The sequence below is a fragment of the Streptomyces sp. T12 genome (assembly GCF_028736035.1).
Classification (GTDB): domain Bacteria; phylum Actinomycetota; class Actinomycetes; order Streptomycetales; family Streptomycetaceae; genus Streptomyces.
Window position 1 is genome coordinate 7169383 of sequence record NZ_CP117866.1, and the last position, 20181, is coordinate 7189563.

23 protein-coding genes and 2 pseudogenes are annotated in these 20181 nt (G+C 70.4%); 15 read left to right on the top strand and 10 right to left on the bottom strand.

Annotation, left to right across the window (positions count from 1 at the left end; all coding sequences use genetic code 11):
• Positions 1 to 5: 5 nt before the first annotated feature.
• Together PBV52_RS32450 and PBV52_RS32455 are read right to left on the bottom strand one after the other, a co-directional pair.
• Positions 6 to 917 carry a 1-aminocyclopropane-1-carboxylate deaminase/D-cysteine desulfhydrase gene (locus PBV52_RS32450; protein ID WP_274243254.1) on the bottom strand — a complete coding sequence of 304 codons (912 nt, stop codon included), beginning with the start codon at positions 915 to 917 and terminating at the stop codon, positions 6 to 8.
• Between the two features lie 38 nt (positions 918 to 955).
• A complete protein-coding gene (locus PBV52_RS32455) occupies positions 956 to 1546 on the bottom strand; it encodes an N-acetylmuramoyl-L-alanine amidase (RefSeq protein WP_274243255.1) in 591 nt (196 codons plus the stop codon).
• Positions 1547 to 1861: 315 nt separating this feature from the next.
• On the opposite strand from PBV52_RS32455, the gene PBV52_RS32460 reads away from it, so the two are divergent.
• The 3 genes from PBV52_RS32460 (at position 1862) to PBV52_RS32470 (ending at position 5323) form a co-directional block, all read left to right on the top strand.
• Positions 1862 to 3268, top strand: a complete 1407-nt coding sequence (locus PBV52_RS32460) for a family 2B encapsulin nanocompartment shell protein (RefSeq protein ID WP_274243256.1) — start codon at positions 1862 to 1864, stop codon at positions 3266 to 3268.
• 113 nt (positions 3269 to 3381) lie between these two features.
• The gene (locus tag PBV52_RS32465) at positions 3382 to 4458 is read left to right on the top strand and encodes a family 2 encapsulin nanocompartment cargo protein polyprenyl transferase (RefSeq protein WP_274243257.1); all 1077 of its coding nucleotides are present in this window, start codon (positions 3382 to 3384) and stop codon (positions 4456 to 4458) included.
• A gap of 271 nt (positions 4459 to 4729) precedes the next feature.
• Positions 4730 to 5323, top strand: coding sequence for an N-acetyltransferase (locus PBV52_RS32470; RefSeq protein ID WP_274243258.1), 594 nt, complete (start codon positions 4730 to 4732; stop codon positions 5321 to 5323).
• Between the two features lie 44 nt (positions 5324 to 5367).
• Here the strand turns inward: PBV52_RS32470 and PBV52_RS32475 are convergent, their stop codons facing one another.
• Positions 5368 to 5958, bottom strand: a complete 591-nt coding sequence (locus tag PBV52_RS32475; protein ID WP_274243260.1) for a TetR/AcrR family transcriptional regulator — start codon at positions 5956 to 5958, stop codon at positions 5368 to 5370.
• A 121-nt stretch (positions 5959 to 6079) separates the two neighbouring features.
• On the opposite strand from PBV52_RS32475, the gene PBV52_RS32480 reads away from it, so the two are divergent.
• The 5 genes from PBV52_RS32480 to PBV52_RS32500 all read left to right on the top strand — a co-directional run bounded on the left by PBV52_RS32480 (position 6080) and on the right by PBV52_RS32500 (position 9016).
• A complete protein-coding gene (locus PBV52_RS32480; protein WP_274243261.1) occupies positions 6080 to 6664 on the top strand; it encodes a dihydrofolate reductase family protein in 585 nt (194 codons plus the stop codon).
• 26 nt (positions 6665 to 6690) lie between these two features.
• Positions 6691 to 6930 (top strand): hypothetical protein, encoded by a 240-nt coding sequence (locus PBV52_RS32485; protein ID WP_274243262.1) that lies wholly within the window; start codon positions 6691 to 6693, stop codon positions 6928 to 6930.
• Positions 6931 to 7026: 96 nt separating this feature from the next.
• A complete protein-coding gene (locus tag PBV52_RS32490) occupies positions 7027 to 7440 on the top strand; it encodes a YciI family protein (RefSeq protein ID WP_274243263.1) in 414 nt (137 codons plus the stop codon).
• A gap of 7 nt (positions 7441 to 7447) precedes the next feature.
• Positions 7448 to 8674, top strand: coding sequence for an RNA polymerase sigma factor (locus tag PBV52_RS32495; protein WP_274243264.1), 1227 nt, complete (start codon positions 7448 to 7450; stop codon positions 8672 to 8674).
• A gap of 9 nt (positions 8675 to 8683) precedes the next feature.
• Positions 8684 to 9016 carry a DUF952 domain-containing protein gene (locus PBV52_RS32500; RefSeq protein ID WP_274243265.1) on the top strand — a complete coding sequence of 111 codons (333 nt, stop codon included), beginning with the start codon at positions 8684 to 8686 and terminating at the stop codon, positions 9014 to 9016.
• Positions 9017 to 9235: 219 nt separating this feature from the next.
• Here PBV52_RS32500 and PBV52_RS32505 read toward each other — a convergent pair whose 3' ends face one another.
• Positions 9236 to 10000 carry a VOC family protein gene (locus PBV52_RS32505; RefSeq protein WP_274243266.1) on the bottom strand — a complete coding sequence of 255 codons (765 nt, stop codon included), beginning with the start codon at positions 9998 to 10000 and terminating at the stop codon, positions 9236 to 9238.
• Positions 10001 to 10190: 190 nt separating this feature from the next.
• On the opposite strand from PBV52_RS32505, the gene PBV52_RS32510 reads away from it, so the two are divergent.
• Complete coding sequence (locus PBV52_RS32510) at positions 10191 to 11345, top strand: inorganic phosphate transporter (RefSeq protein WP_274243267.1); 1155 nt, start codon at positions 10191 to 10193, stop codon at positions 11343 to 11345.
• Between the two features lie 69 nt (positions 11346 to 11414).
• Positions 11415 to 11648, top strand: a complete 234-nt coding sequence (locus PBV52_RS32515; RefSeq protein ID WP_274243269.1) for a hypothetical protein — start codon at positions 11415 to 11417, stop codon at positions 11646 to 11648.
• Between the two features lie 50 nt (positions 11649 to 11698).
• Here the strand turns inward: PBV52_RS32515 and PBV52_RS32520 are convergent, their stop codons facing one another.
• The 4 genes and pseudogenes from PBV52_RS32520 to PBV52_RS32535 all read right to left on the bottom strand — a co-directional run.
• Positions 11699 to 13141, bottom strand: coding sequence for a glycosyltransferase family 39 protein (locus tag PBV52_RS32520; RefSeq protein ID WP_274249745.1), 1443 nt, complete (start codon positions 13139 to 13141; stop codon positions 11699 to 11701).
• Positions 13142 to 13502: 361 nt separating this feature from the next.
• Positions 13503 to 14174 carry a hypothetical protein gene (locus tag PBV52_RS32525; RefSeq protein ID WP_274243270.1) on the bottom strand — a complete coding sequence of 224 codons (672 nt, stop codon included), beginning with the start codon at positions 14172 to 14174 and terminating at the stop codon, positions 13503 to 13505.
• A gap of 29 nt (positions 14175 to 14203) precedes the next feature.
• Entirely contained in the window at positions 14204 to 15316 is a 1113-nt protein-coding gene (locus PBV52_RS32530; RefSeq protein WP_274243272.1) for a hypothetical protein, read from the bottom strand.
• A 283-nt stretch (positions 15317 to 15599) separates the two neighbouring features.
• Positions 15600 to 15773: pseudogene (locus PBV52_RS32535) on the bottom strand (ASCH domain-containing protein); the annotation flags it as partial.
• A gap of 82 nt (positions 15774 to 15855) precedes the next feature.
• Between PBV52_RS32535 and PBV52_RS51450 the strand changes: the two are divergent.
• A pseudogene (locus PBV52_RS51450) lies at positions 15856 to 16438 on the top strand (site-specific integrase); the annotation flags it as partial.
• Position 16439: 1 nt separating this feature from the next.
• Here PBV52_RS51450 and sodN read toward each other — a convergent pair.
• Complete coding sequence (sodN, locus tag PBV52_RS32550; RefSeq protein WP_005480378.1) at positions 16440 to 16835, bottom strand: superoxide dismutase, Ni; 396 nt, start codon at positions 16833 to 16835, stop codon at positions 16440 to 16442.
• A gap of 145 nt (positions 16836 to 16980) precedes the next feature.
• Here sodN and sodX point away from each other — a divergent pair, with 145 nt between their 5' ends.
• Complete coding sequence (gene sodX / locus PBV52_RS32555) at positions 16981 to 17415, top strand: nickel-type superoxide dismutase maturation protease (protein WP_062706164.1); 435 nt, start codon at positions 16981 to 16983, stop codon at positions 17413 to 17415.
• On the opposite strand, the gene PBV52_RS32560 is transcribed toward sodX, so the two are convergent.
• Positions 17319 to 17948 (bottom strand): CGNR zinc finger domain-containing protein, encoded by a 630-nt coding sequence (locus tag PBV52_RS32560; protein WP_274243280.1) that lies wholly within the window; start codon positions 17946 to 17948, stop codon positions 17319 to 17321. The genes sodX and PBV52_RS32560 overlap by 97 nt on opposite strands.
• 99 nt (positions 17949 to 18047) lie before the next feature.
• On the opposite strand from PBV52_RS32560, the gene PBV52_RS32565 reads away from it, so the two are divergent.
• The 3 genes from PBV52_RS32565 (at position 18048) to PBV52_RS32575 (ending at position 20177) form a co-directional block, all read left to right on the top strand.
• Positions 18048 to 18821, top strand: a complete 774-nt coding sequence (locus tag PBV52_RS32565) for a trans-aconitate 2-methyltransferase (RefSeq protein ID WP_274243281.1) — start codon at positions 18048 to 18050, stop codon at positions 18819 to 18821.
• Between the two features lie 151 nt (positions 18822 to 18972).
• Positions 18973 to 19461, top strand: coding sequence for a SigE family RNA polymerase sigma factor (locus PBV52_RS32570; protein ID WP_274243282.1), 489 nt, complete (start codon positions 18973 to 18975; stop codon positions 19459 to 19461).
• Positions 19458 to 20177, top strand: a complete 720-nt coding sequence (locus PBV52_RS32575; RefSeq protein ID WP_274243284.1) for a hypothetical protein — start codon at positions 19458 to 19460, stop codon at positions 20175 to 20177. Before PBV52_RS32570 ends, PBV52_RS32575 begins: the two co-directional genes overlap by 4 nt.
• Positions 20178 to 20181 lie beyond the last annotated feature (4 nt).

The following is a 20181-nucleotide window of genomic DNA, read 5'->3' on the forward strand; positions in this document are numbered from 1 at the left end:
GTCGGTCACCCGGCGAGCGGGGACCCCGTGACGACGGCTGCGACTGTCGTCCCGCGCGGGAAGGCGCCCTCCTTGGCGAGGAAGACAAGCCCATACAGCAATTTGGCGACATAGAGACGCTCGACCGGCACCCCATGCCGTCCCTCGAAGTCCTTCGCGAAGGCGTCGAGCTCGGGCGTCGTACGGGCGTACCCCCCGAAATGGAACCGCTCGTCCAGCCACCAGTCGCCGCGCGTCCCGCCGAACGCCTCGGCCTGCAGGCCCCGTACGTCGTCGCCGAGGAAGCCGCCCTTGAGGACGGGGATGCCGAGGGCCCGCTGACCGGGGTCGAGCCCCGCGGCGAGGCCGGCCAGCGTTCCGCCCGTGCCGCACGCGATCGCGACGACGTCGGCCTGCCCGCGCAACTCCTCGCCGAGGGCCCGGCACCCCCGTACGGCGAGGGCGTTGCTGCCGCCTTCCGGGACGATGTACGCCCCCTGCGCATCCGCCGCGCGCAGGACGGCTGCCTGCGTTTCGGGGTCGGTCTTGCGGCGGTACGTCGACCTGTCGACGAAATGCAGCCGCATACCGTCGGCCACGCACCGCGCGAGGGACGGATTCAGTGGCCGCTCGCCCAGCTCCTGGCCGCGCACCACGCCGACCGTGGGCAGGCCGAGGAGCCGGCCCGCGGCGGCGGTGGCGCGCAGGTGGTTGGAGTAGGCGCCGCCGAAGGTGACGATCGGGCGACCGGCCGCGGCCATCAGGTTCGGCGCGAGCTTGCGCCATTTGTTGCCGATCAGCTCAGGGTGGATCAGGTCGTCGCGCTTGAGGAACAGCCGGACACCGCGACGCGCGAACCGCTCGTCGGCCGCCTCCTGCAGGGGGGAGGGGAGCCGGGGACGGAGGGCGCTGAGGTCGGGGACGTCGGGGCTGGTCACCTGGCCATTGTCGCCCGGGCCCCATGGCTACGGCTGCCCTACTTCAGCCGCTCCCTGATCCGCTCCCGCATCCACGCCATCGTGAACCCCCGCGGATCCACCTTCCCGGGCTGCCATTCCAGATGCCCGATCACCGACCGTTCCGTCCACCCGTGATGGCGGCAGATGGCCGCCGAGACGCGTTCGATCGCCTCCAGCTGGGGCTCCGGCCACGGATCCTGGCCGTCACCCAGGTTCTCGCACTCGAAGCCATAGAAGTGGCGGTTGCCGTCGGTGTTGGCCTCGTTGTCGGGAGGCAGGGCCTTTTCCGCGATGACCGCGCGCAGTACGTCGTCGTCGCCGAGGCCGGCGTGGTTGGCGCGGCCGTAGCCGACGAGGTGGACCCTGCCGTCCTTGGTGATGACGCCGTGGCACAGCGGCCCCGGCAGCCCTTCGTAGCCGTTGCGGCAGAGGTCCACCGTGTGTGCGCTGCCCTTGGTCACCGTGTGGTGGATCATCACGCCGTGGACGGGCCCCCAGGGACCGACGTGATTGCGGTTGTGGTGCTCCCAGTCGCCGACCTCGACGACCGTCGCGCCCTCCGCCCGGAGTCTCTCCAGGAATCTGCTCGCGGACATGGGTGAGGCCATGACCGCCTCCTTCGTGCCGTGCGTCGGCCGCCGTGCGCGGCCGCCTCGTATCGGTGACTTACCGAAAACGGGCAGACGGGACTCCTTGACTCGTACGGTGTGCGAGTCATTTCGGACACAGCCGTGGCTCGGACGGGGCGGCCGCTGCGCTGCCACGAGTGGACAAGAGCCCGCTATTTGCCCAGTAGACCGTGATCCATTCCCGCTCTTTCGTGTAATAGCACTGGCGCGCCTCGTGATGGAAGGCTCGGTCGTGCAGATCGCGATGCGTGGCGCCAGATCGGCGTCGGTGCATGACCGGGAGGGCAATTCCTTATGTCGGTAGGCGAAGAGGTCCGCACGGAGCAGGACAAGCCGCAGCAGAGTCTCGGTACGGCTGCGGCGCGGAACCTGGCCACCACGACCAAGTCCGCACCCCAGATGCAGGAGATCAGCTCCCGCTGGCTGCTGCGCACGCTGCCATGGGTGAATGTGCAGGGCGGCACGTACCGGGTGAACCGGCGTCTGACGTACGCCGTGGGGGACGGCCGTATCACGTTCGTGAAGACCGGCGACCGGGTCGAGGTCATCCCCGTCGAGCTGACCGAACTGCCCGCGCTGCGGTCGTACGAGGACGAAGAGGTGCTCTCCGAGCTCGCCCAGCGCTGCCAGCAGCGGGAGTTCGCGGCCGGGAACGTGATCGCGTCGTTCGGCAGCCAGACCGACGAGGTGTTCCTGCTGGCGCACGGCAGGGTGGAGAAGGTCGGCACCGGTCCGTACGGGGAGGACGAGTCCCTGGGTGTCCTCGCCGACGGGGCCTACCTCGGTGAGCAGGCGCTGCTCGACGCGGACGCGATCTGGGAGTACACGGCCCGCGCGGTCACCGCGTGCACGGTGCTCGTCCTGTCCCGCCAGGACGTCGAGCAGATCGCCGAGCGCGCCGACTCCCTGCGCGAGCACCTCGAACAGTTGCGGGCGATCCCCGAGCAGCGCACCAACAAGTACGGCGAGAAGGAGATCGACCTCGCCGCCGGCCACAGCGGCGAGCCCGACATCCCGCACACCTTCGTCGACTACGAGGCCAGGCCCCGTGAGTACGAACTGAGCGTCGCCCAGACCGTGCTGCGCATCCACACGCGCGTGGCCGACCTCTACAACCAGCCGATGAACCAGACCGAGCAGCAGCTCCGGCTGACCGTGGAGGCCCTGAAGGAGCGCCAGGAGCACGAGCTCATCAACAACCGCGAGTTCGGGCTGCTCAACAACTGCGAGTACGACCAGCGGCTCCAGCCGCACGACGGCGTGCCCAGCCCCGACGACATGGACGAGCTGCTCTGCCGGCGGCGCGGCACCAAGCTGTTCCTCGCCCACCCGCGCGCGATCTCCGCGTTCGGGCGTGAGCTGAACAAGCGCGGGCTGGTCCCCGAGACCATCGAGATCGCCGGCAACCGCATCCCCACCTGGCGCGGGGTGCCGATCTACCCGTGCAACAAGATCCCGGTCACCGAGGCCCGTACGACCTCGATCATCGCCATGCGTACCGGCGAGGCGGAGCAGGGCGTCATCGGGCTCCAGCAGGCGGGCATCCCGGACGAGATCGAGCCGAGCCTGTCCTGCCGCTTCATGGGCATCAACGAACAGGCCATCATCAAGTACCTGGTGACGGCCTACTACTCGGCCGCGGTTCTGGTGCCGGACGCCCTCGGTGTGCTGGAGAACGTCGAGATCGGGCGCTGGCGGTGACGTTTCCGCAACGGGGAGCCGTGTCCTCTCCCCGCGGGACGGGTACACCCTCGTCGTATGCGCCCAGCCGCAGTGGAAGCGCCACCGTCCGCGGACTCTCCGAGGGGGACCCCATGGCCGAGTTCATGACGGAAACGACGCGCGGCCCCACCGCGACAGGTCCGCTCGACGGGCCCGAGGCGGCGGTGATCCTGGAGCGCGTCCGGGCGTCGGTCGACCCCGAACTACGCGCCGCCATCGAGTCGTTGCCGCCCTCCATGCGCCGGGTCGCGCTGTACCACTTCGGCTGGGAGCACCCGGACGGCACCCCGGCGGCGGGCAACGCGGGCAAGGCGATCCGCCCCGCCCTCGTCCTCACCGCGGCCGCAGCCCTCGGCGGACCGGCGGCGCGGGCGGCGGCCGTACGGGCCGCGGTGGCGGTGGAACTGGTGCACAACTTCACGCTGTTGCACGACGACGTGATGGACCGGGACACCACCCGCCGGCACCGGCCCACCGTATGGGCGGTGTTCGGCGACGCCGACGCGATCCTCGCCGGGGACGCCCTCCAGGCGCTGGCCCTGCGGCTGCTCGCCGAGGACCCGCATCCGGCGTCCTCGGCCGCCGCCGCCCGCCTCGCGGCCTGCGTCGTCGAGCTGTGCGCCGGCCAGCACGCGGACACGGCGATGGAGAAGCGGGGCCCCGGCGACGTCGGCCTCGACGAGGTGCTCGGCATGGCCGAGGCCAAGACCGGCGCGCTGCTCGGGTGCGCCTGTGCCCTCGGTGCGCTGTACGCGGGTGCGGCGGACGAGGACGTGGCGGCGCTGGACGCGTTCGGCCGTGAGGCCGGGCTCGCCTTCCAGCTCATCGACGACGTGATCGGCATATGGGGCGACCCCAGCCGCACCGGCAAACCGGCCGGTGCGGACCTCGCCGCCCGCAAGAAGTCCCTGCCGGTCGTCGCCGCGCTCACCTCCGGCGGTCCGGCGGCGGCGGAGCTGGCCGCGCTGTACGAAATGCCGTACGACAAGGAGGACTTGCAGGAGACCGCCCTCGCCGTCGAGCGAGCGGGTGGCCGTGACTGGGCGCAGGCCCAGGCTGCCGACCGGATGGCCCGCGCCATGCAGGAACTGGCCCGCGCGGTCCCCGACCCGGAGCAGGCGGGCGGGCTGCTGGCTCTGGCGGAGTACGTGACGCGGCGCAGCAACTGAGGGCCGCGGCAGCCGAAGGCAGGCATCGCTCGGCCACGGCAGCCGGCGGTCGTCGAGGCTCCGGAGCCGGCGGGGCCGTACGGTTCCTGACCCCGTACGGTCGCCGGGCGGCTCCGGACCGGCGGGTCCCGCACATCCCCACGGTGTGCGGGGCCCGTCTCTGTGTACCGGCCTGCGTACGGACAGATCTCGACAAAGTCGTTCCGTGGACGGCACGTCCGCTCCGATCGTCCTACGATCAAGGCCGGTTGACGTGAAGGGGCGGGTACACATGGGTGTGGGGATCCGGGCGGCGGGCGCGGGGGACCGGGAGCTGGTGGTCCGGCTGCTGGACGCGGCCTTCCAGGACGATCCGGTCAGCGGCTGGGTGTTCCCGGGCGAGGAGCACCGCCGTACCGCACACCCCAAGCTCATGGCGGCGTTCGCCGACATCGTGTTCGCCGTCGGCCGTATCGACGTCACCGAGGACGGCACGGCGTGCGCGTTGTGGATGTCCGTGCCCGCCGTCGAACAGCACGAGGACGACGAAGGGCCCGCGCGGCTGCGTGAGGCCGTCGACCCGGAGAACGAGCGCGTCGAGCTGATCGGCCGCCTGACCGCCGGTATCCATCCTTCCGGCCGTGCCCACGAATACCTGTGGATGATCGCCACGGCACCCGAGCACCAGGGCGAGGGGCTCGGCACCGCGCTCATGAACTCGGTCCTCGACCGCTGCGACCGCGACGGCCTGCCCGCCTACCTGGAGGCGAGCAGTGACCGCAGTCGGAAGCTGTACGAGCGCCTCGGTTTCGCACCCGGGGGCCGTCCCCTCGACCTCCCGGACGGCCCCCGGATGTGGCCGATGTGGCGAGAGCCGCGCGGCTGAGCCGACCCGGGCGGCCCTGATCCACCCCTCGGGTACGACCGTATCTACCCCTCGGGTACGACTGTCCGCACGATCCGCTCGACCAGCCCGTCCGGCACGCCGACGCCGGGCAGGACCCCGTCCAGCACGTCCGGCAGCGTCAGGTGCTCCAGGAGCAGTCCGAGCATCGCGAGATAGAGCACGGTGACGACCTCGTCGCCGCCGGGCAACCCGGCGTTCCGGTGGAACTCCATGCCCTCCTCCAGGTCGCCGCGCACCGACTTGGTGAAGGAGGAGCGCAGTTCGGGGCGCCGACTGGCCTCCAGGCGCATCTCCAGCAGGGCCAGATAGCCCGTCCGGTCGCGGGTCGCGCGGGCCATCAGGTCGTGCATGAAGGCGGTGACCAGGGAGCGGTCCTTCGGCCGGGTCAGGAGCCCGGCGATCACCTCCGGGTCGGGCGCCAGCCGCACGTGGAGCCGGGCGTCGATCTGGCGGAGCAGGTCGTCGCGCCCGGTGAAGTAGTTGGAGGCGGTGCCGACCGGCACCTCCGCCTCGGCGTCCACCGCGCGGAACGTCAGCCCGCGCGCACCCTCGCGGGCGAGCACCTCGACGCCCGCGTCGACGAGTGCGGCCCGGCGCTCCGGATTGCCCGCCATTCGGAATCCCCTCTCTCACTTCCATCCGGTCCCAAAATACCCTTGCAACCACTACAAGCGAAGTACTACAACTGAAGCACTACAACCGGAGTGGTTGACCAGCCTACGAAAAGAGAACGGCTTGCGAAAGCTCACCTACTTCATCGCCTGCTCGCTCGACGGCTTCATCGGAGACCCGAGCGGCGACGCGTCCGCGATGCTCGCCTTCGTGGACGAGGAGTACTTGACCTTCCTCAAGAGCGAATACCCGGAGACCCTGCCGACCCACGGCCGCCGGGCGCTCGGCCTCGACGACCTGGAGAACAAGGGATTCGACACGATCATCCAGGGCCGTGGCAGCTACGACCTGGCCTTGAAGGAGGGCATCACCAGCCCTTACGCCCATCTGCGCGAGTACGTCGCCTCGCGCACCCTGACCGAGTCGCCCGACGCGAACGTCGAGATCATCGGCGACGACCTGGTCGCCAAGGTGCGCGAACTCAAGGCGGAGGACGGTGAGTTCGGTATCTACCTGTGCGGGGGCTCGCAGATCGCGGGTGAACTGCTCGACGAGATCGACGAGCTCGTCATCAAGAGCTACCCCATCGTGTACGGCACGGGCATGCCGATGTTCGGCTCGGACTTCGCCGTCACGGAGTTCACCCTCGACGGGGTGCGGACGTTCGGCAACGGCGCCGTGGTTCGCACGTACAGCAGGAAGCGCTGAGCCCTCTACCGCCCTACTCTGAGGACATGGGCAGCGAAGAGCACTTCTGTCCCGACTGCGGACAGCCTGTCGACACGGTCGTCCGGCGCCACAAGACGCTGGGCGCCTGGGTCCCCACATGGGTGGCCGGCCCGTGCCGGAACCCCCAGTGCAGCGCGTACACCGAGGGCGACGCCGAGCACGAAGAGAAGCCCGAGCGGAAGCCTGAGCGGAAGCCCGAGCACAAGCACGAGCAGCCTGAGACATCCACCGCGAAAAACTCCTGAACCCCGTGTCGAGAATCCCGGTCCGGCTCCGACGTCCTCTGTGAGAGCCGCCAGCCAAGGGCGGCCCGAGCCGACGGAAACCGAAGGAGCGGACTGATGAAGTACCTGGTCATGGTGCAGGGCACGCAGGCGGACTACGAGGCGATGCAGGGCAAGGCGTCCGAGCACTCCGTGGCCTGGAGCCAGGAGGAGATCCAGGCGATGTACGCCTACATGCAGGCCATCAACGACGACCTCGCCGAGACCGGCGAGATGATCGACGGGCAGGGGCTGGCCGAACCCGCGAAGGTCCGGCACGTCACCCTGGGCGACGACGGCAAGGCGGTGATCACTGACGGGCCGTACAGCGAGACCAAGGAGCTGCTGGCCGGCTACTGGGTGCTGGACTGCGCGAACCTGGAGCGGGTCACCGAGATCGCCGACCGCATCACCCGCTGCCCCCAGCCCGCCGGCGCCCCCGTGTACCCGGTGGTGATCCGGCCCATCCTGGACGGCGCCGGAGACTGCTGAGCCGCCGATGGCCGGCCCGACCGAGACCGAGGACCTGCTGCGCCGCCACGCGCCGCAGGTCCTCGGCGCGCTGGTGCGGCGGTACGGCCATTTCGACACCGCCGAGGAGGCCGTACAGGAGGCGCTGCTCGCCGCGGCCGAGCAGTGGCCGCGGACCGGTGTCCCGGACAATCCGCGCGGCTGGCTGATCAAGGTCGCCGCACGCCGGCTGACCGATGCCCTGCGCGCGGAGGAGGCGCGCCGGGCCAGGGAGGAGAAGGTCGCGGCGCTGACGCCACGGGATGCCTTCACGGCCCCGGCGCCCGGGGCGGACCGCGCTCCCCGCGAGGACGACACCCTCACCCTGCTCTTCCTGTCCTGCCACCCGGACCTGACCCCGCCCGCCCAGATCGCCCTCACCCTGCGTGCCGTCGGGGGTCTGACCACGGCGGAGATCGCCCGCGCGTATCTGGTCCCCGAGGCGACCATGGCCCAGCGGATCAGCCGGGCCAAGCAGAAGGTCCGCGGTGTGCGGTTCGGGCGCCCCGACAACTGGGAGGACCGCCTGCCCGCGGTCCTGCAGACCCTGTACCTGATCTTCAACGAGGGATATACGGCGACCTCGGGCGCGAGCCTGACGCGGCGGGACCTCGCGGGCGAGGCGATCCGGCTGACCCGCGAGGCCCACCGGCTCCTCCCCGAACACGGCGAGGTGGCCGGCCTGCTGGCCCTGATGCTGCTCACCGACGCCCGCCGCGACGCGCGCACCGGCCCGCACGGCGAGCTCGTCCCGCTCGACGAACAGGACCGTGACCGCTGGGACAAGGCCGCGATCGAGGAGGGCGTCGCCCTGGTCACCCGCGCTCTGTCGCAGGGCCGCGCCGGCCCGTACCAGCTGCGTGCCGCCATCGCCGCCGTACACGACGAGGCGCCCTGTGCCGAGGAGACCGACTGGCGGGAGATCCTCGGGCTCTACGACGTCCTCGTCCGCCTCGTCCCCGGACCCGTCGAGCGGCTCAACCGGGCAGTGGCCGTCGCCATGGTCCAGGGGCCGCGGGCGGGACTGGCCGAACTGGGCGTGCTGGAAGGCGAGTTGGGGGCCGGGCACCGGCTGGACGCGGTCCGCGGCCACCTCCTGGAGCGGGCGGGCGCCCGCGACGAGGCCCGCGCCGCCTACGAGGCCGCGGCCGCCAAGACCCTGAGCCTGCCGGAGCAGCGCTATTTGCACGCGCGGGCGGCGCGACTGAGGTCGTAGCGTGGGCCCATGCCCGAACACACGTACATCCTCCACATCACCGAGCGCTCCCTGTGGGACGCGGCCCGCGAGCACGGCACGTACGAGATCTCGACACGCGGCCGCACGCTCCGGGACGAGGGCTTCATCCACTGCTCGACCCGCGCCCAGCTCCCGGCCGTGGCGGCCTTCCTGTACGGCTCCTACGACGGCCCCGACGAGTTGGTGGTGCTCGTCGTGGACCCCGCGCGGCTCGACGTGCCGCTGAAGTACGAGGCGCCGGAGCCCGGGGGCGAGGAGTTCCCGCATGTGTACGGGCCCATTCGGGTGGACGCGGTGGTGGACGTGGAGCCGTGGGGGTGACGGGGCGCCGCAGGTTATGGCGGTGGGTCGGAGCGGTGTGGGTGATCGTCGTGGCCGTCGCGGGCGGGGCGACGGTGTGGTTGCAGGACTCGGCGGAGCCGCCGGGGCCGTACCGCTGGGAGGAAGCCGGTCCTATGCCGTCGCTGCCGCAAGGGCGGCCGTCGGCGTGCCCGAGCCCCCCGCGCGACGAGAACGGCGCGGCACAACTCCTCTGCTTCGTCAGGACGCGCTAGAGCCGGTCAGTCCGCCCGTCTCCGGGTCCCGCGCCGTCAGGCAGTACACGCCGCCCGCCGGATCGCGCATCACCGTCCAGTGGGCACCCTGGGCGACGAACGCCGCGCCCAGTTCCTCGTGCCGGGCGCGGGTCGCCGCGATGTCCGCGCAGGCGAGGTCCAGGTGGGCGGAGGCGGGCCGCTCCTGTCCGGGGCGCTCCTCGCCGAGCCGCTGGAGCAGGATGCGCACGGGCAGCCCGGCCGGAGGCCTGAGCACATGGAACTCGGTGCGGGAGCCCGGCGCCGACGCCCAGTCCGCCAACAGGCCGCTCCAGAAGGCGACTTCGGCCTCGTGCAGCGACGGCGGTACGTCCACGCAGACCTGGTCGAGCCGGCTGCCGTGCACGACGGGCGGCCGTACCGACTCCCCGTGCCAGGGCACCGCACAGAACAACTGCCCGGCGGGCGACCGCAGCACGGCCCATCCCTCATGCTCGACGGCGATGCCCGCACCCTGCTGAAGCGCCGACTTCACGAATTCCGGTACGTCGTCCACGGCGAAGTCGAGATGCGCGCCACCGGCGCCGGAGTCGACCCCCTGGGCCTTCACGCAGGCGTCGGCCCCGCCACCCGGCAGCAGGGTCACGAACTCCCCCTGCGCACCCCGGAATTCGGACAGCCGCGTGTCCGTCACCGCAGTCCAGAAGGCATGGGCCCGGGCGAAGGACGCGGCGGGACGGTCGACGAAGGCGTAGGTCCAGCGGATGCTCATGGGGCGATCGTAGATCCGCCGACGCGGCCGCGGGTCTGCCGCAGCCGTGGGGGCGTCCTCGGGGCCTCCTCGGTGCCGCAAGGTTCACCACGGCAGCTTTGCAGGACCCTTACCAACCACCCGCCGGCTCCTGGGACACGCTTTGCCGTGGGTTCTCCGCGAATTGGTCCGCGCTTGTTTGCATTGGGGAATGGACCACATCACGTTCCTGGTGGCGGTCGTCATCGTGACGGCCCTTGCCTTCGACTTCACCAACGGATTCCACGACACAGCGAACGCGATGGCCACCTCCATCGCCACGGGGGCGCTCAAACCGAAGACTGCGGTACTCATCAGCGGCGTCCTGAACGTCGTCGGTGCCTTCCTGTCCACCGAGGTCGCCAAGACGATCTCCGGCGGCATTGTGGACGACGCACTCGTCACCCCGGGCATGATCTTCGCGGGCCTGGTCGGGGCGATCCTGTGGAATCTGCTCACCTGGCTGGTCGGGCTGCCGTCCAGTTCGTCACACGCGCTGTTCGGCGGGCTGATCGGGGCCGTCTGGGTGGGTGCGGGGTCGCATGGCGTGCACTTTGACAAGGTTGTCGAGAAGGTGCTGATCCCGGCGGTGGCCTCGCCGCTGGTGGCGGGGGTCGCGGCGCTGCTGGCCACGTACCTGGCGTACAAGCTCACCTCTCGCGCCCGCAAGCAGACGGTCACCAAGGGCTTCCGCCTCGGCCAGATCGCCTCGGCCTCGCTGGTCTCCCTCGCCCACGGCACGAACGACGCGCAGAAGACGATGGGCGTCATCACGCTGACCCTGATCTCGGTGGGCGCGCTCGGCCACGACGCCGGCCCGCCCCTGTGGGTGATCGGCTCGGCCGGCCTGGCCATCGGTCTCGGCACCTACCTGGGCGGCTGGCGGATCATCCGCACGATGGGCAAGGGCCTGACGGAGATTCAGTCCCCGCAGGGCTTCGCCGCCGAGACGGCGTCCACGACGGTGATCCTGACCTCGGCCCACCTGGGCTTCGCGCTGTCCACCACGCAGGTCGCCTCGGGCAGCATCCTCGGCGCCGGACTGGGCCGCCGCCTGGCCGAGGTCCGCTGGGGGGTGGCCGGGCGCATGGTCGTGGCCTGGCTCGTCACCCTGCCCGCCGCCGCGCTGGTCGGCGGGGTCTCGGCGGGCGTGGTCAAGCACGGCGGCGACCTCGGTACGGCCGTGGTCGCGCTGGTCGGCGCGGCGGTGGCCGCCGGCATCGTGCTCGTCTCCCGCCGCAACCCGGTGTCCGCGCACAACGTCAACGACGCCCACGAGGTCACGATCCGCGGCACGGAGCCCACGAAGGTCGGCACGGCCGCCTGAGCCGCGGCCGCCTGGGACAAGAGTGAGACAAAGCGTGAGACAAAGAGTGAGACAAGGGGAGTTCACATCATGAGCCTCGACTGGACCGCACTCGGCCAGGTCGCCGCGGTGAGCCTCGCCGTCACGGTGGCCGTGGTCACCGTCTTCGCCCTCGGCGTGCTGGGCCTGGCCCGCCACGAAGGGGCCCGCGAGGAGGGCGCGGGCACGTCGACCCTCGGCGTCGCCCAGGCCGGGCTGTGCTTCGTCGCCTGCGCGGCGGTGGTGGCGTACGGGATCTATCTGATCGTGCCGCAGTTCCACTGACGTTCGTCTGACGTTCGTCGAAGGGGCTCGGCCGGAGGACCGGCCGGGCCCTATGCGCTGTTGTCCGCCGTTCCCAGCCGTTCGTACGCCGTCACACGCCGCCCGCGGACCTGTATGTCCGCCACCACCTTGAAGTGCTCCTTCAGCACGGCGGCCTTCATCTTGTCCCGCTCCGCCGACACCGGCCGTGCCACCGCGGGCACGTCAGTGACCAGCAGTATGCGCCGCTGTGCCAGCATCGCGCTGCGTATCCGGGCCGGACCGGCCTCCTCGCCCTTCAACGTCCCCGACGCCACAGGGCTTTCCGCCAGCGCGACATCGCGCAGTCCGGCGAAGTCGTCGGGGCAGACCAGGGCGGTGTCGCGCCGGGCGGCCGGTATGAAGAGCACCGCGTCCCCGGCCTGCTTCAGCCGCCGCACGTCCGCCGCCACCGCCATCACGTCGTCCACCCGGCTGGCCGGAGACCGCTTGGCCAACGACTGCGGCAACAGCGCCACGACGGCCACGACGACCACCGCCGGGACGAGCCACGCCGACGCTCTCGGAAACCGCGGCCCGGCCGCCCGTACGGCCGTGCCCAGCGCCGTGCCGATCAGCAGTGCCAGACCCAGCATGCTGAACAGGACGTAGCGGTCCAGGAACAGCGGCCGGACCAGGGAGAGGCCGAGGAGGCCGAGCTGGGGCACCGCCAGCAGCGGCAGCCCGACGGCCGCCACGGACAGCCGGCCCGCTCGCGGCCGGTCCAGCAGGGCACCGAGACCGCCGATCGCCAGCAGGACCGCCGGGCCGATCATCATGTGCCAGGTCAGCGGCGGGATCCAGGAGACCTGGTCGGACTGGCGCCGGCTGAACAGGATCAACGGCAGCACAGCCGCCACGGCGACCGCCGAGGCCACCGCCCACCGCATCCAGGTCCGCCACGGGGCCCGCGTCCACAGCAGGGTCGCCAGGTGTGCGGGCAGGATCAGCAGCGACAGCCAGTTCAGCAGCCCGCACACCGCCACCGTGCCCCCGTACGCAGCCCAGTGCACCGCTCGGGCACGCCCCTGAAGGACGGTCACCAGCAACAGGGTGGAGATCCCGGCCCCGGCCGCGACCAGCGCGTACGGGCGGCCCTCCTGGAGATAGAACTGCACGGCCGGAAGCAGCCCGAACGCCAGCCCTCCCGCCAGGCCCGCCCAGGCCCCGGCCAGCCGCCGGCCGATGACCGTCACACAGGCCGCCGCCACCGCCATGGCCAGCACGGAGGGCAGCCGCAGGGTCGTGGTGCCGGGCCCGAAGCACTCGAAGAGCCCGTGCATCAGCAGGTAGTAGAGCCCGTGTACGGCATCGACCTGCCCCAGCATGTGCCAGATGTCGCCGACGGACCGCCGGGCCACCTGCCAGGTCGCCGCCTCGTCCCGCCACACACTGTGCTGCCGGGACAGCCCCCACAGACCGAGGGCGAGGGTCCACAGCAGGGGTATCGGCCAGAGGGGCAGGCGGCGGCGCAGGGGTTACTCCCGAGGATCGGCATTCTGTGGGATCGACATTCCGTACGGCGGGGGATGTGCCGCCGGGTGATGTGGTCCCCACTCGCCCGCTCGTCGCGGAGCACGCCGAACCCCGCCTCGGCCGCGCGGGTCGAGACGGGATCAGATCAGAGCGTGGCTCGCTTCCCCCGTGAACGCAGCAAAACCTACGGGACGGGAAGGCTCTGCGGCCACCGTCGAGGGCGTGAACACAATCACCGCGAATGCGGGGAACCTTGAGTCCGTCAGGTCGTCGATTTGTGCCAGTTCGCCATTGATTAACGGTTCCGTGCGGGTGGTGCCGGTGAACGCCGGAGGTTGAGGTCAAACGGCATCGGCGGCTTCATGTCTGTTGCCCGTCGCACACAGGGGTTCCGTCCACCGTGTGCGGGATCTTCGATCCGCAGGCGACCATCTTCCAGTCCAGCCGCAGCGTGTACGGTTTTCCGCTCACGTGGTAGTCGATCCACGCGGTGTCGATAAAGCCGCCCTGCTTGCCCACGTCCAGGACGAACAGTAGCTCGGTGAAGCCGGCACCTTCCTGGTCCTGATCGGCGCAGCTCTGGGGGATGCGGCTGCCTTTTCGGGCGTCCGCGTAGTGGCCGGGTGCCTTTCGCTTTTCGAAGTGCGGGGGTTTCCCCAGGGCGGCGCCGATGTAGCCCGCGTCGATGCTCGCTTTCCACATCTGCGGAGTCACCGTTCGCAGCTTCAGGGAGACTGACTTCGGCTCGACTGGCGTGTGGTAACGGATGCCGTCGAGTGTGATCGCCTCACCGCTGCTGGAGCAGAGCAGATAGCTGCCGAACGTGACGGCCCACGGAACCGTCTTCGGCGCGTAGACCGACGTCGCGCCCTCGGAGGTGTCGGACTGGAGCGGGCCCTCGCCGTTGGCATGCTCCACGCGCTCGTTGTCGCCGTACAGCCATCCGGCAAGGAGTGCCAGCGAGGCCGCCGCCGCGGCAAGGATCAGTACGGTCCTTCTCTTGCGTGGGCGGAGGGACCGCCGTGCGGACACGGCGGCCTCCTCACTCCTGAAACTGTGGGTCACAGTTCCTCTTGGATGCGGTTGTAGTACTGCTGCACCTTGGACGCGTAGGCCGGCTTGTCCGTGTTGCCGCACAGGGAATCGTGCCCGGCGTCCATCTTGTAGCTGAGCGTGGAGCCTGTGGTGTAGGCCCGCGAAGTGCTCAGCTCGATACCGATGACCGTGCTGATCTTGACGCCACCGGAGTTGGAGTACGTCTTGCCGGTGGTCTTCGTCCACGTGCCCGCGGGCATGTCGAAGGTGCACTTCGCGCGGGACAGCCAGTACGGCGGAAGGGAGTTGGTGTGGATGGTCTTCACACCACCGGTCTCCGATACGGCCTTGAGCTTGCGGTTGATGATCACGCCGCCGCAGTCGTACTTGTACTTGTAGTAGCGCACCTCGGTCCGGTACGAGATGGTCAGGTCGCTGTCGGGGTCCCAGATGAAGTCGAAGCCCTTGGTGTTGGCCACCGAGGCGCTGCCGGACGCGGCCCACTTGACGCCGTCCTTGCTGATGGCCGCACCGTAGGTGATCTCGGCGCCGTTGCGGTGGGTCATCCACGCCTTGCCGCGCGTCGTGCCATAACCGGGGGCGGCCGGGAAGCCCTCGCCGATGGTGGCCCAGGCGTCGTTCTGCCCGATCTTCGTGGTACGGCAGGTGTCGGCGCGGCTCGCGAAGGCGCTCTTCACACCCTTGGGAGCCTTGTCCAGGTGGACCTTGACCTTCGGCGCCCGGCTCGCGGCGGAGCGGGCGTTCCCGGACTGCCCGGAGGCGAGCGGGTTTGCCCAGCTCCGGGCCGACGCGGAACGGGCGTCCCCGGCGGTCGCCTCGCCGATGAGCCGCACCGACTGGGTCGTCCACGCGTAGCTGTCGGTCTTCGAGTCGTAGATTTCCATCTCCAGCGACACCAGGCCGTTGGACCCGACGTAGCGAGCGGGCACGTCGTCCGGGTCGACCGCGACGGTGAACGTGTTGCCGCTGGTGCTGATCCCTGCCGTGGGGAGCTTCAGCATGTCGACCTCCGCGCCGTCGGCGAGGTCGGCCGTTTGCGTGGCCGGCAGGTCGGCACGCAGCGTGAACTGGGCTCGGTCCAGAGGTATCTCGGAATCGACTTGCCCAGTGAAGGCCACTGGATCCCCCGTCGCGGCCTGCGAAACAGGCACGTTGATGAGTCCCGCGATTGCGCAGGTGCCCACAGTGAGCACAGCGAGTTTCCTCGCGAACATTCGGATTCCCCCTTGTGCGAATGCACAGAGATACCCGGAAGGGGCTCTTCCGGGTGTTTGGTCGCCGTGAACATATCAGCCACGGCCGATCACTCCATGTGACCCAGATCGCATTCTCTCCAGGTCGACGCACTGGGGTCGATGCGCTGAACCCCTTACCCACTCCTGCAGTTCTGGCTCAGAGTCGGCGCTGATCCTTGACCTCACGCGTCTCGATAGTGCCCTTGATGCGGAAGCGGATTACGTCGCCAGCGGAGAGCTGGGCGAGGCGCGGGTATTTCACCCGCACCTCGACGGTCTTGGTGCCCGCGGCCACGAGGTCGAAGTACTGGCGGTAGAGAGTGAGTTCGCGGACGCGGCTCGTCGGGCAGTGTGCTGGGCATGGCCAACAGCCAACCGCTGTCGCTCGTTTGGGTCGGGAGGCTCCACCTCGTCCCGGCGGCGAGCAGCTCGGCCCCGGCAGCGTGCGCAACGTCTACGACGTCCTCGTACGCCTCATGACCGCGGCCGTCGAGGACGAGGTCATCGCCTCCAGCCCGTGCCGCCGGATCACTCTCCCGCCCATGCCGGACGAGGAGGTCACCCCGCCCACGGTCGCCCAGGTCGAGGCCATGGCCCGCGTGATGCCGCCGTACATCCGCGCGGCGATCGTCAGGCTCGCCGGATCAGGCTTGCGAATAGGCGAGTTGCTCGGCTTGAAGGTGTCGGATCACAGACACGCTCCTCCAAGGAGTGGCTGTTCACGATGGAGGAGGGCGAGCGCCTCAACTACCGCCGCTGGAAGACCGAATGCAACGGAGCCCGCAGGGCGCTGCAGCAAGCGGAGAACGAAGCAGCCGAGCGCGAGGGCCGCAAGCCCGTCGAGTTGCCGCACAGGGGGACCCACGATCTGCGCCACTTCTTCGCCTCCGCGAAGAAGACCGCACCCGGACCGTCATGGACGCCGTTCTCGGCGGCCTGCGGACCGGGTGCGGACAGGTAGGCGATGCGACCCGCGAAATTGCAGGTCAGATGGCCCAGCCTTAGATCAAGCCTTCTTGGTCTCCCAGAAGATCTTGTCGATCTGGGCGATGTAGTCCAGCGCCTTCTGGCCGGTCGCCGGGTCGGTCGAGGCCTTGGCGGCCGAGAGGGCCTTCAGGGCGTCGTTGACCAGCTGGTGCAGCTCCGGGTACTTCTCGAAGTGCGGGGGCTTGAAGTAGTCGCTCCAGAGCACCGAGACGTGGTGCTTGGCGAGCTCGGCGCGCTGCTCCTTGATGACGGTGGCACGCGCCTGGAAGTGCGGGTCGTCGTTGGCGGCCATCTTGTCCTGCACGGCCTTCACCGACTCCGCCTCGATGCGGGCCTGGGCCGGGTCGTACACACCGCAGGGCAGGTCGCAGTGTGCGCTGACCTTGACCTTGGGGGCAAACAGGCGGGAAAGCATGGAGCATTCCTTCCTCGTGATCGTCTTCTCAGGTGGGACATTACTCCCTGCAAGACGGGTTTTCGCGAGTGCCCCCATGGGCTTAGGACAAAAGTCCAGGGTCAGACTGAGACTGGTGGAGGACAGTACCGGGGAGGTGCCGGGGATGCCGGAGTTGTCGCAGGACGCCGAGCGCGGGCGGGCCGCTCAGCCCTTCGGGTGGGCCGAGGTGACGGGGCCGTCCATGGTGCCCACGCTCTACCACGGCGACCTGCTCGTGGTGTGGCACCGGGGCCGGATCAGGCCCGGGGACGTGGTGGTGCTGCGGCATCCGTTCCAGCAGGACCTGCTCGTCGTCAAGCGTGCCGCCGAGCGCCGTGAGGGCGGCTGGTGGGTGCTCGGGGACAACGCGTACGCAGGGGGGGACAGCACCGACTACGGGGTGGTGCCGGACGAGCTGATTCTGGGCAAGGTCCGCTTCCGGTACCGGCCGCGCAAGCCGGATCAGCGCTCGCCGTTCGCGCTGGCGCGCTGGGCGGTGTCGGCCGTGCGGCCCGTCTTCGCCGACCGGTCGGCCTCCAAGCGCTTGCGGGCCCGGTAGGCGGCCACATTGGCGCGGGTCGCGCAGCGGTCCGAGCAGTAGCGCCGGGAGCGGTTGGTGGACGTGTCCAGGTAGGCGTTGCGGCACGGGGCCGCCTCGCACAGGCCCAGCCGGTCCACGCCGTACTCCGTCAGGTGGAACGCCAGGCCCATCGCGGCGATGGCCGCGTAGCCGGCGGTCGCGTTCGACGGGTGGTCCGCCAGGTGCATGTGCCACAGGGGGCGGCCGTCGTCGTCCCGGAAGTCGTGGCCGGAGATCTGCGGGCTCACCGGGAACTCCAGGAGGAGCGAGTTCAGCAGGTTCACCGCCAGCGCCTCGTCGCCCTTGTCCGCCGCCTCGAAGACCGCCCTCAGCCGTGCGCGGACCGAGCGGAAGCGGGTGACGTCGGCGTCGGTGGCCCGCCGGCCCGCCTCCTGGCTGACGCCGAACAGGTCGCGGACGGCCTCGACCGAGGTCAGCGAGTCCTTGCCCCGGGCCGGGTCCTCGCTGTTGACGAGTCGTACGGCGTAATCCGAGTAATAGGCCAGTTCCACTTGTAGTCCTTACGGAGGCGTTCTATCGTCGTGGTGCGGTCGGGTAACAGCTGATCGTGCTTCCAGGGTATTACGTGACGTGCGCGATGGAGGGGCTCGATGACGGACACGGACATCACCACCACGACGGGAGCCGACTGGGCCGCCTGGCAGGAGAGCTGGGACCGGCAGCAGGAGTGGTACATGCCCGACCGCGAGGAACGCTTCCGGATCATGCTCGACATGGTCGAGGCCCTCGTCGGCCCCGCCCCCCGCGTGCTCGATCTCGCGTGCGGCACGGGAACTATCACGGCTCGGCTGCTCGCACGGTTCCCGGACGCCGTCAGCACCGGCGTAGACCTCGACCCCGCCCTCCTCGCCATCGCCGAGGGCACCTTCGCGGACGACGAGCGGGTCTCCTTCGTGACGGCCGACCTCAAGACGCCCCACTGGCCGGCGCGGCTGCCGTACGACTCGTACGACGCCGTCCTGACCGCCACGGCCCTGCACTGGCTGCACCGTGAACCCCTCGCGGCTCTCTACGGTCAGGTCGCGGAGCTCGTCCGCGACGGCGGTGTCTTCCTGAACGCGGACCACATGATCGACGACTCGACGCCCCGGATCAACGCGGCGGAGCGCGCCCTGCGCCACGCCCGCATGGATCAAGCCAAGGCGGACGGCGCCCTCGACTGGTCCGAGTGGTGGCAGCTGGCCGCCAAGGACCCGGTGCTGGCCGGGCCCACGGCCCGCCGCTTCGAGATCTACGGCGAGCACGCCGACGGCGACATGCCGTCCACCGAGTGGCACGCGCGCGTACTGCGCGAGAAGGGGTTCGGGGAGGCCCGGCCGGTGTGGTGCTCACCGTCGGACACCTTGCTGCTCGCCCTGAAGTAGGGCCGGGAGGGCGAGGGCCCTGGCGGAGGCCGAGCGGCCTGGCGGAGGCGGTACGAGAGATTCGTACCGCCTCCGCCGCGTCCTGGAGGGTGTCCCGCCGCACTGGAAGGGGTGAGACGGTCCCTACGCGAGGGTCGGGAGAGGGGGAGGGATGACGGGGGGCGCGGAAGCGTCACTGCATGCCTTCGTCGAGGGCAGACGGACGGCGTTGTTCCGCAGCGCCTATCTGCTGTGCGGCAACCGGGACGAGGCCGAGGACCTGGTCCAGACGACGCTGGTGAAGGTCGTCCTCGGTGCCCGCAGACACGCGCGGCTGGACAACCTCGACGCCTATGCGCGCAAGACGCTGGTCAACACCTTCATCGCCGCGCGCCGGCGCTTCTGGCGGCGCGAGCAGGCGTACGGCGAGGTGCCGGACGTGCCGGGGCAGCCGGTGGACAGCGACACCGGGGTCATGGTGCGGGCCGCGCTCGCGCAGCTCGGGCCCAAGCAGCGGGCGGTGCTGGTGCTGCGCTACTGGGAGGACCTCAGCGTCGCCGACACCGCCGAGCTGCTCGGCATGCGGGAGAGCACGGTCAAGAGCCACACGGCGAGGGGGCTCGCGGCGCTGCGGGCCGCAGTGCGGGAGGAGCACGTATGAGTCAGGACGACGTGGACGGGGTGCCGGGTGCGACGGCGCTGCTGGGGCGGGCTCTGCAGGGTGTTCCGATGCCGTCGGGGCCCGGTTCGGACGCGGTGTTCGCGCGGGCCGCGCGGGTGCGGTGGCGTCGGCGGGGGGTGGTCACCGGGGTCGCGGCGGCCGTGGCCGCGGTGAGTCTGACCGTGACCGGGGTGCTGCCGGGGAACGGGCGGGAGCAGGCGGGGAGCGCGGGCACACAGACCACGTCCGGGGCGGACCGGCTGGCGAAGCTGCTGCCGCCTGGGATCGGCGAGATCCGCGAGGTCGAACCCGTCGTGGGCGAAGGACCGTACGACGGGTTCTACGCGGTCTACAAGGACGGCGGCGTCGGGTATCTCACCTTCCAGGTCCTCCCGGGCCGGCGGGAGGACTGGCCGGTGCCGGTCGGGGAGCGGTGCTCGTCGTACCTCCCCGGGATGTCGGCGACCTGCGTCCCCGAGACGCTGCCGAACGGCGATGAGCGCGAGTCGACCGAGCTGGCGCGGGAGAGCCGTAGGGACGGCCGGACATGGGGGCCCTTTCGTTCCGTGCGGCTGTTCACGAAGGGCTACGTGGTCATGATCAAGGCCAGCAGCGGTTTCGACGGCAAGCAGGCGCTGGGACCACGGCTCGACGCCCCGCCGCTGACGGCGGAGCAGTTGCGTGAGGTGGTGATGGCGCCCGAGCTGTTGCCGTAGGGGG

Bases quoted from the DNA above. Each gene is read 5' to 3' on its own strand.
- PBV52_RS32455 (WP_274243255.1), bottom strand. From the start codon at position 1,546: ATGGCCTCACCCATGTCCGCGAGCAGATTCCTGGAGAGACTCCGGGCG.
- PBV52_RS32460 (WP_274243256.1), top strand. From the start codon at position 1,862: ATGTCGGTAGGCGAAGAGGTCCGCACGGAGCAGGACAAGCCGCAGCAG.
- PBV52_RS32465 (WP_274243257.1), top strand. From the start codon at position 3,382: ATGGCCGAGTTCATGACGGAAACGACGCGCGGCCCCACCGCGACAGGT.
- PBV52_RS32470 (WP_274243258.1), top strand. From the start codon at position 4,730: ATGGGTGTGGGGATCCGGGCGGCGGGCGCGGGGGACCGGGAGCTGGTG.
- PBV52_RS32475 (WP_274243260.1), bottom strand. From the start codon at position 5,958: ATGGCGGGCAATCCGGAGCGCCGGGCCGCACTCGTCGACGCGGGCGTC.
- PBV52_RS32485 (WP_274243262.1), top strand. From the start codon at position 6,691: ATGGGCAGCGAAGAGCACTTCTGTCCCGACTGCGGACAGCCTGTCGAC.
- PBV52_RS32490 (WP_274243263.1), top strand. From the start codon at position 7,027: ATGAAGTACCTGGTCATGGTGCAGGGCACGCAGGCGGACTACGAGGCG.
- PBV52_RS32495 (WP_274243264.1), top strand. From the start codon at position 7,448: ATGGCCGGCCCGACCGAGACCGAGGACCTGCTGCGCCGCCACGCGCCG.
- PBV52_RS32500 (WP_274243265.1), top strand. From the start codon at position 8,684: ATGCCCGAACACACGTACATCCTCCACATCACCGAGCGCTCCCTGTGG.
- PBV52_RS32505 (WP_274243266.1), bottom strand. From the start codon at position 10,000: ATGAGCATCCGCTGGACCTACGCCTTCGTCGACCGTCCCGCCGCGTCC.
- PBV52_RS32510 (WP_274243267.1), top strand. From the start codon at position 10,191: ATGGACCACATCACGTTCCTGGTGGCGGTCGTCATCGTGACGGCCCTT.
- PBV52_RS32515 (WP_274243269.1), top strand. From the start codon at position 11,415: ATGAGCCTCGACTGGACCGCACTCGGCCAGGTCGCCGCGGTGAGCCTC.
- sodN (WP_005480378.1), bottom strand. From the start codon at position 16,835: ATGCTTTCCCGCCTGTTTGCCCCCAAGGTCAAGGTCAGCGCACACTGC.
- sodX (WP_062706164.1), top strand. From the start codon at position 16,981: ATGCCGGAGTTGTCGCAGGACGCCGAGCGCGGGCGGGCCGCTCAGCCC.
- PBV52_RS32565 (WP_274243281.1), top strand. From the start codon at position 18,048: ATGACGGACACGGACATCACCACCACGACGGGAGCCGACTGGGCCGCC.
- PBV52_RS32570 (WP_274243282.1), top strand. From the start codon at position 18,973: ATGACGGGGGGCGCGGAAGCGTCACTGCATGCCTTCGTCGAGGGCAGA.
- PBV52_RS32575 (WP_274243284.1), top strand. From the start codon at position 19,458: ATGAGTCAGGACGACGTGGACGGGGTGCCGGGTGCGACGGCGCTGCTG.